Source organism: Sphaerospermopsis sp. FACHB-1194, from assembly GCF_014696235.1.
Lineage (GTDB): Bacteria > Cyanobacteriota > Cyanobacteriia > Cyanobacteriales > Nostocaceae > Sphaerospermopsis > Sphaerospermopsis kisseleviana.
In genome coordinates this window covers 129,882-140,565 of sequence record NZ_JACJPU010000009.1, presented here as the reverse complement: position 1 = coordinate 140,565, position 10,684 = coordinate 129,882, and the positions used below count along the sequence as shown (strand labels likewise).

The following is a 10,684-nucleotide window of genomic DNA, read 5'->3' as shown; positions in this document are numbered from 1 at the left end:
GGTAATTTATAGCCATCTATAATTTACCTGTTTTGTTTTGCTTTGTTTTTATCCTCTATTTTCTGACTTTTTTCCTAGACTTTAAATTTTTCCTTTACGATCGCTTGACAATCAAGACAGTCGCTACTAATATAACAATTAGGAGCAGAAAAGGAAGGTCAAAAAATAGCAGTTGAGGTAAAATCCTTTTTAGGGCAATCTGAAGTTACTGAATTTCATACAGCTTTAGGATAAACACTTAATTATCGTACTGTTTTAAGAAAAAAAGAACCCAACCGTATCTTATAACCACACCATTGTTTCTATTAAAAACGCTTGAATCACTCTTATTACAGAGAATTGGTATTAGCCCCCCTTAAAAAGTGGGTTGGGGGGATCTAAATATTACCTATTCTAAATTAATATCACATCACTGCTTGATTCAACTTACTGTTTCTGAGCATAAACCAAAAGACTCTTGTATTTTTCAACTAGGTAAATTTTACCTTGGGCTGTAAATGATTCGATGATTTCTTCAGCTTTAGCATAACCTACAGACTGTGTATAGAACAGTATTTTCCCGTGAGGATTCAATTTTCTGAGAAATAAATCAACCATTGATTCATCATTATGATGCACAAAGGGAGCTTCTTCAGCCATATAAAATTCACCAATATGAAAGAGTGCAACCACATCTAACATTGGTAAAGAACGATCTGTGAGAGTGTAGATATCTGTACAAAGTACCTTGTAAAATTTAGCTAGTTGGCGATTTTTACGGCACATTTGCACATAAGCTTCATGTTCAGGCATAGAAGCAGTAATACCAATAATTTCATTGGGTTTTGCTAACTTCTGATTTTCTAATCCTAAAATGTGATGAGCGCCTGTACCAAAATGAAATACTGTCCGATCCTGAATATTATATTTTTGCAAATATTCGATTAATTCAAGATCACATGGACAGAGATGGGGTTGTAATTCCCATGATGATTTTGTGCGGTAGTAGTCATTACCTACCCAGTGTGGTAAAACAGGTTGAGTCAAGCTAACTGAGTAGTACAATTTTGCTAATTGGCGATTACTGAAGACAATATCACGAATTGTTTTTCTCAAAGTAAGAACCATCTGTTAATCCTCAATAGGTTGGAAAAAGTGAATTAGGTTTTGATATTTCGGCTACTAAATCAGTCCAGATATAATGCTAAATTTATTTGGTCTATGATGATTATTGATAATTAGCTATCTGGACTGCTCACCAACTAATAAAATGCCCCTGTATGAGTACCAATAACATGGATTAGATGTGGTTTGATTGTTAATTCAGCAGGGACAATTATCTTTTATTTCAAGTGATCTACCCTTGGCATGAATTAACGTTTATATCTTGAAGATATCCCTGTAAAAAGTTTTGGTACTTTATTTACCGTAATGGTGGTTAGCTTAACATATAAAATTTTGAAGAAAATAAAGATTTTATCAATTTAATATAAAAAATATAAAAACTTGTGCAAATTAAACTTTAAACTTTTAGGTAATTCTGATTTTTACACCAATACCTTTGCCAAAATCAAAAATATCTTGATTTGTAGGTTGGGTTGAGGAACGAAACCCAACAAATAAGTTGGGTTTTACTTCGTTCAACCCAACCTACGGGAAAATGGCTAAGGTATTGTTACACAATATAATTACTAGGATCATCTAATAAATAAAATGCCAAAGAACTACAAACAGCAATAATTGTTGATATTACTGCCAATTATATGAGTAATTTTACTAACAAGCTGATGATAATTAACATATTAGTGCTTCAAACATAAACCAGTCGCTTACATTAATATCCAGTTCTGTGTCGGGAATGGTAGCTGGTTATTTGGATGTGCAATCTGTAAATGCTGTTAAACTATGATCAGACTAGACCCAAAGTAAATTTTGTGCTACTTGGTTGGGACTAATAGGATACCATTGTTGAGTCCAAGAAAATTGATTTTTCATGATTATCAAAGTCCAATTTGTTTATTTTTTTTGTTAAACTATGCTTTTATTGAATAATCTTAACAATTAACATTTAACAAAGCACAAGGCACAATATAGATAAGTGAGCGATCGCCTTTATGAGTTACTGTCTTAACCCCCATTGTTCCAAACCGGAAAACCCTGATGATGTCAAGTTTTGCCTAACTTGCGGTACTAAGTTACTTTTAAAAGAACGTTACCGCCCTATCAAACCCATCGGACAAGGTGGTTTTGGTAGGACTTTTTTAGCGGTGGATGAGGATAAACCCTCAAAACCTCCCTGTGTAATTAAACAATTTTTTCCCCAAGCACAGGGTACAAATACGGTACAAAAAGCAATAGAGTTATTTAATCAGGAAGCTATTCAGTTAGATGAATTGGGAACACATCCCCAAATTCCCGCGCTGTTGGCTTATTGTACTCAAGATGACAGACAGTATTTAGTCCAAGAATTTATTGATGGGCAAAATTTAGCTCATGAATTAATAAACAAAGGTACTTTTAATGAAAATCAAATTCGACAATTGTTGAATGATTTATTAAATGTATTACAATTTTGTCATAGTAAACAAGTCATTCACCGCGATATTAAACCAGAAAATATTATTCGTCGTATTAATGATAATAAGTTAGTAATTGTTGATTTTGGGGCTGCAAAATCTTTTACAAGTACAGCTTTAAATCATACAGGAACAAGTATAGGTAGTCCTGAATATGTTGCACCAGAACAAATGCGGGGAAGGGCAATTTTTGCCAGTGATATTTATAGTTTGGGAGTAACTTGTATTAATTTATTAACAGGGCGATCGCCTTTTGATAGTTACGATACCCATAACGCTGCTTGGATATGGCGACAAAATTTACCAACTCCCGTTAGTAACGAATTGGGTAATATTATTGATAAAATGGTAGAAACTATCCCTGGTCGGCGTTATCAAACAACTGAGGAAGTTCTGCAAGATTTAAATAACATAAATAACAATTTAAATATTCAAACTTCCGCAGTTATCCCACCGACAATAATTACTCAACCAGTTAAACAAAAACCTTCAACTTCTCAACCTACAGTTTCTTCTCAAACTTCTAGTAAAATTGAGCAAGAATTATTAGAAATCAAAACACAGTTTACAGGTGGTAAAGTGCAACCGCAGAATGTGACACCACAACCATCTGTGACTACTAATAATTCTACCAATAATTCTACTAATAACGATGCTATAGATAAAGACTTGGAAGAAATGAAAGCTAAATTTTTAGGTAAATAAAATAGATGGTAATTTTCAGATGGTAATTTTACATCATTTATCAGATTTTATTAACCCAGATATGGAGGTTGAACTTGCACCACCTAACTATTACTATGAGGGAAAATGTCCCCAAACAGGGGAACTTCTGAAATTACCACGCACGGCGTTAAGTGAAGCTATTGCTAAAAGTTTAATGCAGCAAATTCGGGAAAATCAACTTTATAATAATGAAGGGAAAATGTATGGTATTCTATTAGTTGAATTACCCAACGGTGAACAAAGAGTTATTAAAGCTTTTTCTGGTCTTTTAAATGGTTTAAGTGTAGTTGCAGGTTGGGTTTCACCTATTCCCGGAAGAGCAGAAATAGCTTTAGCAGAAAAGCAAACTTTAATAGAATTGGAAAAAATTAAACAGGAAATTATTCAACTTCAACAAATTCCAGAACGACAACAATATGAAACCTTAGCTGCTAAATTTCAACAACAGTTAGACAACATGAGTTTAGAACATAATTATAGTAAAAAACAACGACAAGAAAAACGCCAACAATATCAACAAAACCTCACAGGAGAAAAGTTAGAACTTGCTTTAGCAGAACTAGAAGCAGAAAGCCGTCAGCAGGGAATTGAAAGAAAATACCTCAAACGTCGTCAAAATGAAGTTTTACAGCCTTTACATGATAAAATAACAGCCACAAATAACAGAATTAGAGAACTCAAACAACAGAGAAAAGAGCTATCCAGGGAATTACAAAACCAAATGCACGCAGCTTATAAATTAACTAATTTTTATGGAAAATCTTTATCTATCCAACAATTAATACCAACAGGAACACCTACAGGTACAGGTGAATGTTGCGCTCCCAAGTTGTTACATTATGCAGCAACTCATCACTTAAAACCCCTAGCAATGGCGGAATTTTGGTGGGGTGAATCTTCAGAATATGATAAAATTCAGGATACAATTCAGGATACAATTCAAGATAAGATTCCAGGAAAATTTTATGGTGCTTGTGTTGAAAGATGTCAACCGTTGATGGGGTTTTTGCTATCTGGTTTAAAAATTGCAACTTCTGATTTTTCAAACTTAGAAATTATTTATCAAGATGAATGGTTAATTGCAGTGAATAAACCACCGGGATTATTATCAGTACCAGGGCGGTATGTAGAAAACCAAGACAGTGTTTTAAGTCGTTTACGAAATTTGTATGATTGGGAATTAATGTCAGTGCATCGTTTAGATCAAGAAACATCTGGGATTTTAATCTTAGCACGGGATCAAAACACCTATGCACAGATAAATCAGCAATTTGCCAACCGACAAATACATAAAATATATGAAGCGATTATTGCAGGTTCACTGACCACAGAACAAGGAGAAAAAGGTATTATTAATTTACCATTGTGGGGAGATCCTGAAAACCGACCTTATCAAAAAGTAGATTGGGAAAAAGGTAAACCCAGTGTAACGGAATTTCGAGTTATCGGAAAAAAAGGAAATTACACCCGTGTAGAATTTAAACCCCTAACAGGAAGAACTCATCAATTACGGGTTCATGCTGCGGATGTAGCAGGATTGGGAATTAATATATTAGGCGATCGCCTATATGGTTGCAATGCTAACGCTACTCGATTACATCTACACGCCAGAGAAATCACATTTAAACATCCCCACACCGGGACAAATCTGCATTTACAAACAGTAACACCGTTTTAAGGGAATAGGGAATAGGGAATAGGGAATAGGGAATAGGGAATAGGGAGCAAAGGGCAGGGAGAAGTTATTTCGTTATCTCGTTCCCAGTCTCTGACTGGGAATGCCACCAAGAGGCTCTGCCTCGACTTTTACCTCCTGCCTTCTGCCTCCTGCCTCCTGCCTTCTGCCTTCTGACTCCTTGATCTCCTTCTTCTCAGATGCAGCCTTTATCGGTAAACTCATATATTACATACTCATACTCATAACTGGAGAAAAACACTTTGGGCATAGAATTACGCAGTTTCGTATTTCTAGACAACCTGCAACCGCAACACGCAGCATATATGGGAACAGTAGCCCAAGGTTTTTTACCATTACCAGGGGATACATCCCTGTGGATTGAAATCTCACCCGGTATTGAAATCAATAAAGTTACAGACGTAGCTTTAAAATCCGCTTCTGTCCGTCCGGGAGTGCAGATAGTAGAACGACTTTATGGACTTTTGGAAATACATTCCGGTTCTCAAGGAGAAACACGAGCCGCAGGACAAGCGATTTTAGACTTGTTGGGAGTCAGAAAAGAAGACTGTCTTAAACCCCGTGTGGTTTCTAGCCAGATCATCCGCAACATTGACGCTTACCAAACCCAACTCATCAACCGTACCCGTCGCGGACAACTGCTACTGGCAGGACAAACCCTCTATGTTTTAGAAGTTGAACCCGCTGCTTACGCTGCACTGGCAGCTAATGAAGCGGAAAAAGCAGCCGCAATTAATATTCTGGAAGTGCAAGCTGTCGGCAGTTTTGGGCGACTTTATTTAGGAGGAACGGAACGAGATATTTTAGCCGGTGCAGCAGGAGCTTTAACCGCAATTGAAAATGTACCAGGCCGCACTCCTCAAAGTCAGCGTCAAGAATAAAAGGATTAATAAAAATGGCACATCAACAACATCTAACTTTATTAAAATCAGGTGCAGTCACTTGGACAGGATGGAGAAAAGAAAACCCGGAAATTGAAATTGATTTGAGTACCGCTAACTTAGTAGGAGAAAACTTTCGGGGTGCAAATCTCCAAGGTGTGAATTTAAATAAGGTAAATTTAAGTTATGCTTTATTGGTCAGAACAAATTTTCAAGGTGCAAATTTAAGTAGTGCTAATCTCTCTCACGCTAAGTTAATCGAAGCTGACTTTTCTCAAGCTAATTTGAGTCTCGCTAATTTGCAAGATGCCATTTTGACACAGGCTAATTTATCTCAGGTAACTTTAATTGGTGCTGATTTAAAAGCCGCTAACCTCATCTGTGCAATCATTACAGACGCTAATTTAATTGGGACAGATTTTCACAACGCTAATTTAAAAAATGTCGATTTAGCAGATAGTAAACTCATCCGCAGTAATCTGAGTTTTGCTAATTTGATGGGTGCTAATTTAATTAATGCTGACTTGTCAGAAGCTAATTTGTATGAAGCAGAAATAATGCAAAGCTATCTTTATCAAGCTAATTTTTATAAGGCAAATTTAACTAAATCACATTTAGGAAGTTCTTACTTATTCCGCGCTAATTTCAGTGAAGCTAATTTAACCAATACTGATTTAACTGGGGCTAATTTGAAATATGCCAATTTAGCAGGTGCAAATTTAACAGGTGCAACCCTCAGAGGTGCAAATTTAACAGGTGCTAACCTCAAAGGTGCAATTTTAACTGATGCTATTTTGCCAGTTGCTTTTGGATGTGATTAGAATCGGCAAACTAATCAACGCCAATATATAAATTATTTAAATATAATTTTGCCAAAAAAGTTACACAAGTCATTTTTACCGCCAAAATTCTGAGAATTTCTGTCAATAAGCTTTTTCCAGATAACGATTTTCCAAGGGTCTTGACTTCTGGACTGGTTATGATAATATGTGTATTTGAATAATCCAAGGGCTATTAATGTCTAAATTAAGATTTAATTAAGATTTACTAAAATTTAAAGATTTGTAAAATAAATCTAGACTCTCTAGTGGACTAGAGGGTTTAGGATAAATTAGACAACACAACAGGACTCTCAGCCAAAAATTGGTAACATGGGTAAAACAAATTGCTGATTTTTGGCAGAAATGCCCTAAACCTTCCTTGGGAAGCGAAAGGAGCAAAAGTGATGCTTAACAAATCAGTCAACTTTGGTATTTTAGGTTTACTAGCCGCTTTATCCCTCACCAATAGCGCCATAGCCCAACCACATCAACATTCGCCTTCTACCCCTGCTGGTGAGACAAACACCATGCCCCATACCATGCCCCAGCAACAGGAAGATCAGCGTTTTCTGAAAATGATGGTTCATCATGATCAGAAAACGGTGAAAATAGCAGATTTGGCCATACAGAAGGCGAAAAATCCCCAGATAATAGCGTTGGCCACTGAGATAAAAACCGAGCAAACCCAAGAAATTGAGCAATTACAAGCTTTGTACAAACAGTTATATGGCGCAGAATTGCCCGCTGGTGCTATGAATTGTATGGACATGGGTGGTATGGGTGGTATGGGTAGAGGTAACGGTATGGGAGGAATGATGAGTTTAGAAGCTTTAGAAAATGCCCCCAACTTTGACCAGGAATTTTTGCGGAAGATGATTCACCATCAACAAATGTCAGTGAAGATGGCAAAGACAACTGCTGAAAATGCTAATGAGCCACAAATTCGCAATTTAGCTCAAGCTATCATCAAAACGCAAACAGCCCAACTTGAGAAATTGCAGCAGTTGCAAAAGGTGACAGGTAACAGGTGACAGGTGACAGTTATCAGTTATCAGTTATCAGTTATCAGTTGAACCTTAATTTTTTGTTCACTTGATTTTTTCACTTTCTTGTTTAAAGTTATGACAATCAAACTTACAGTTCCGGGAATGGCTTGTTCTGCTTGTGCCAACAATATTACCAATGCAGTTAAAGCCGTAGATGCTAACGCTAATGTGGAAGCTGATCCCAAAACCAAACTTGTCAATGTCGATACTCAAGCTTCAGAAACTGCTATTAAAGAAGCTTTAACTGCTGCTGGTTATCCTCCAGCTTAATAGTTAGGGAGATGGGGAGAAATTTATTAGACCTATTCCCTATTCCCTATTCCCTATTCCCTATTCCCTATTCCCTACTCTAAATTATGAATAATATTACTCTCAAACTCAAAGGAATGAGTTGTGCTTCCTGTGCTAATAATGTGGAACAAGCTATACTTGCAGTTCCTGGTGTGATTGAGTGCAATGTTAATTTTGGTGCAGAACAAGCAACAATTAATTATGAACCAAAACAGACTAATTTAACAGAAATTAAAGCTGCTATTGAAGATGCTGGTTATTCATCTTTTTCTATGGTAGAAGCACAGGGTGAAGATGATGTGGCACAAGTCCAGAAAATAGCAGAAGAACAAGAATTAAAGCTTAAATTATGGACAGGGGGGATAATTAGCACATTCCTGTTTGTCGGTTCTTTACCGATGATGACAGGGTTAAAATTACCTTTTATTCCTGATTTTTTACATCATCCTTGGTTGCAGTTAATATTAACAACTCCGGTGCAGTTTTGGTGTGGAGGTTCGTTTTTGAGAAATGGTTGGAAGTCTTTAAAACACCACACCGCAACGATGGATACTTTAATCGCTTTGGGTACTGGTGCGGCTTATTTTTATTCTGTAGTGGTTACGCTTTTCCCTAGTTTTTTTATTTCCCAAGGTTTAGAAACTCATGTTTATTATGAAGTTGCAGCAATGGTTGTCACTTTAATTTTATTGGGGCGGTTTTTGGAACATCGCGCTAGGGGACAAACTTCGGAAGCTATTAGAAAATTAATAGGTTTACAAGCGAAAACTGCTAGAGTTGTGCGGGATGGAAAAGAAATTGATGTTCCTATTCAAGATGTAATTATTAATGATATAATTTTGGTGCGTCCTGGGGAAAAAATTCCCGTTGATGGGGAAGTTATTGATGGTAATTCAATGGTTGATGAGGCGATGGTAACGGGTGAAAGTTTACCTGTGAAAAAGCAACCAGGAGATGAAGTTATTGGGGCGACAATTAATAAAACTGGTAGTTTTAAATTTAAAGCAACTAGGGTAGGTAAGGATACTTTTTTAGCACAAATTGTGAAATTAGTCCAAGAAGCTCAAGGTTCTAAAGCTCCTATTCAAAGATTAGCAGATCAGGTAACAGGGTGGTTTGTTCCTGCTGTTATTGCTATTGCGATCGCAACTTTTTTGATTTGGTTTAATTTTACAGGTAATTTTACCCTTTCTCTGATTACAATGGTGGGTGTTTTAATTATCGCTTGTCCCTGTGCTTTGGGTTTAGCTACTCCTACTTCTGTAATGGTAGGAACTGGTAAAGGTGCGGAAAATGGTATTTTAATTAAAGATGCCCAAAGTTTAGAATTAGCACATAAAATTAAAACTATTGTACTTGATAAAACCGGGACTTTAACTCAAGGTAAACCCACAGTTACAGATTTTGTGACTGCTAAAGGTACAGCTAATCAAAATGAAATGAATTTATTAAAATTAGCTGCATCTGTAGAAAGAAATTCTGAACATCCTCTAGCGGAAGCTGTGGTAAAATATGCCGAATCTCAACAAGTTAATTTAACAGAAGTTACGGATTTTTTAGCTGTTGCTGGTTGTGGTGTACAAGGTATTGTTAATCATCATTCAGTGCAAATTGGGACAGAACGATGGTTAAATGAATTAGCAATTAATACCGATGCTTTGCAAGAATATAAAATTGCTTGGGAAACCGGAGGAAAAACTGTCATTTTAATTGCTGTTGACGGAGAATTAGCAGGAATAATGGGTATTGCGGATGCTTTAAAACCTTCCTCAACAGCAGCGGTAAAAACATTGCAAAAGATGGGTTTAGAAGTGGTAATGTTAACAGGAGATAATCAACCTACTGCGGAAGCGATCGCTCATCAAGTTGGTATTTCTCAAGTTTTCGCTCAAGTCAGACCTGATCAAAAAGCTGCTATTGTACAATCATTACAATCCAAAATCCAAAATCCAAAATCTAAAATTGTCGCAATGGTGGGGGATGGTATTAATGATGCACCAGCGTTAGCGCAAGCAGATGTAGGAATAGCTATTGGAACAGGTACAGATGTGGCGATCGCTGCAAGTGATATTACTTTAATTTCTGGAGATTTGCAAGCAATTGTCACCGCTATTCAACTTAGTCGCGCTACCATTAATAATATTCAGCAAAATCTCTTCTTTGCTTTTATTTATAACATCATTGGTATCCCTGTTGCGGCTGGTATTCTTTACCCTATTTTCGGTTGGTTACTTAACCCCATTCTTGCAGGTGCAGCAATGGCACTTTCTTCCGTTTCTGTAGTTAGCAATGCTTTAAGATTACGTAAGTTTCAAGCAGGAGTTAATTAAATGTTAAATAAAACATTAACTCAAAAATTCAATCAAAAATTCAATCAAAAATTCAATCAAAAAATCCTGTGGGTAAGTCTTGCTTGTTTAATGTTATTAACATCAAGTCCAGCAACAGCAGAAAATTCCTATTCACATTCACAGCATAATCAAAATCAACAGTTTCAAATTATTCAGCAACCTTTAGAATTAAAATTTGCAGTAACTATTGCTGGTTTAGGTTTAATAGGTTTAGAATTATGGTGGTTTATTTTTAGTAAATCAGAGGTAGGAAGGTAGGAAGATAGGGAGTTTAATAACCCAATCACCAATTACCAATCACCAATTACCAATGACCA

At 36.3% G+C, this 10,684-nt stretch carries 10 protein-coding genes and 1 pseudogene; 9 read left to right on the top strand and 2 right to left on the bottom strand.

The genetic code is table 11. The features are described from left to right. Nucleotides 1-138: 138 nt before the first annotated feature. Nucleotides 139-231 (top strand): annotated as a pseudogene (locus tag H6F45_RS08185) (element excision factor XisH family protein); the annotation flags it as partial. A gap of 195 nt (nt 232-426) precedes the next feature. Here the strand turns inward: H6F45_RS08185 and H6F45_RS08180 are convergent. Continuing rightward, nucleotides 427-1,107, bottom strand: a complete 681-nt coding sequence (locus H6F45_RS08180) for a hypothetical protein (RefSeq protein WP_190346924.1) — start codon at nt 1,105-1,107, stop codon at nt 427-429. 986 nt (nt 1,108-2,093) lie between these two features. On the opposite strand from H6F45_RS08180, the gene H6F45_RS08175 reads away from it, so the two are divergent. Then, on the top strand, nt 2,094-3,260 hold the full coding sequence (locus H6F45_RS08175) for a serine/threonine-protein kinase (protein WP_190346923.1): 1,167 nt from the start codon (nt 2,094-2,096) through the stop codon (nt 3,258-3,260). Between the two features lie 19 nt (nt 3,261-3,279). Continuing rightward, nucleotides 3,280-4,959, top strand: a complete 1,680-nt coding sequence (locus H6F45_RS08170) for an RluA family pseudouridine synthase (RefSeq protein ID WP_190346922.1) — start codon at nt 3,280-3,282, stop codon at nt 4,957-4,959. Nucleotides 4,960-5,031: 72 nt separating this feature from the next. Here H6F45_RS08170 and H6F45_RS08165 read toward each other — a convergent pair whose 3' ends face one another. Then, nucleotides 5,032-5,181, bottom strand: a complete 150-nt coding sequence (locus tag H6F45_RS08165; protein ID WP_190346921.1) for a hypothetical protein — start codon at nt 5,179-5,181, stop codon at nt 5,032-5,034. 38 nt (nt 5,182-5,219) lie between these two features. On the opposite strand from H6F45_RS08165, the gene H6F45_RS08160 reads away from it, so the two are divergent. From H6F45_RS08160 to H6F45_RS08135, 6 genes are all read left to right on the top strand, one after another. Further along, nucleotides 5,220-5,858 (top strand): hypothetical protein, encoded by a 639-nt coding sequence (locus H6F45_RS08160; RefSeq protein ID WP_096570820.1) that lies wholly within the window; start codon nt 5,220-5,222, stop codon nt 5,856-5,858. Between the two features lie 14 nt (nt 5,859-5,872). Beyond that, nucleotides 5,873-6,679, top strand: a complete 807-nt coding sequence (locus tag H6F45_RS08155) for a pentapeptide repeat-containing protein (protein WP_096570822.1) — start codon at nt 5,873-5,875, stop codon at nt 6,677-6,679. A gap of 404 nt (nt 6,680-7,083) precedes the next feature. Further along, nucleotides 7,084-7,710, top strand: a complete 627-nt coding sequence (locus H6F45_RS08150) for a DUF305 domain-containing protein (protein ID WP_190346920.1) — start codon at nt 7,084-7,086, stop codon at nt 7,708-7,710. A gap of 90 nt (nt 7,711-7,800) precedes the next feature. After that, nucleotides 7,801-7,995 carry a heavy-metal-associated domain-containing protein gene (locus tag H6F45_RS08145; protein ID WP_096570826.1) on the top strand — a complete coding sequence of 65 codons (195 nt, stop codon included), beginning with the start codon at nt 7,801-7,803 and terminating at the stop codon, nt 7,993-7,995. 86 nt (nt 7,996-8,081) lie between these two features. Further along, on the top strand, nt 8,082-10,346 hold the full coding sequence (locus H6F45_RS08140) for a heavy metal translocating P-type ATPase (protein WP_190346919.1): 2,265 nt from the start codon (nt 8,082-8,084) through the stop codon (nt 10,344-10,346). After that, on the top strand, nt 10,347-10,625 hold the full coding sequence (locus H6F45_RS08135; protein WP_096570830.1) for a hypothetical protein: 279 nt from the start codon (nt 10,347-10,349) through the stop codon (nt 10,623-10,625). The last annotated feature ends 59 nt before the right edge of the window (nt 10,626-10,684 follow it).

Coding starts and splice junctions, on each gene's coding strand:
- H6F45_RS08165 (WP_190346921.1), bottom strand. CDS start 5,181: ATGAGTTTACCGATAAAGGCTGCATCTGAGAAGAAGGAGATCAAGGAG.
- H6F45_RS08170 (WP_190346922.1), top strand. CDS start 3,280: ATGGTAATTTTACATCATTTATCAGATTTTATTAACCCAGATATGGAG.
- H6F45_RS08155 (WP_096570822.1), top strand. CDS start 5,873: ATGGCACATCAACAACATCTAACTTTATTAAAATCAGGTGCAGTCACT.
- H6F45_RS08140 (WP_190346919.1), top strand. CDS start 8,082: ATGAATAATATTACTCTCAAACTCAAAGGAATGAGTTGTGCTTCCTGT.
- H6F45_RS08135 (WP_096570830.1), top strand. CDS start 10,347: ATGTTAAATAAAACATTAACTCAAAAATTCAATCAAAAATTCAATCAA.
- H6F45_RS08150 (WP_190346920.1), top strand. CDS start 7,084: ATGCTTAACAAATCAGTCAACTTTGGTATTTTAGGTTTACTAGCCGCT.
- H6F45_RS08145 (WP_096570826.1), top strand. CDS start 7,801: ATGACAATCAAACTTACAGTTCCGGGAATGGCTTGTTCTGCTTGTGCC.
- H6F45_RS08180 (WP_190346924.1), bottom strand. CDS start 1,107: ATGGTTCTTACTTTGAGAAAAACAATTCGTGATATTGTCTTCAGTAAT.
- H6F45_RS08175 (WP_190346923.1), top strand. CDS start 2,094: ATGAGTTACTGTCTTAACCCCCATTGTTCCAAACCGGAAAACCCTGAT.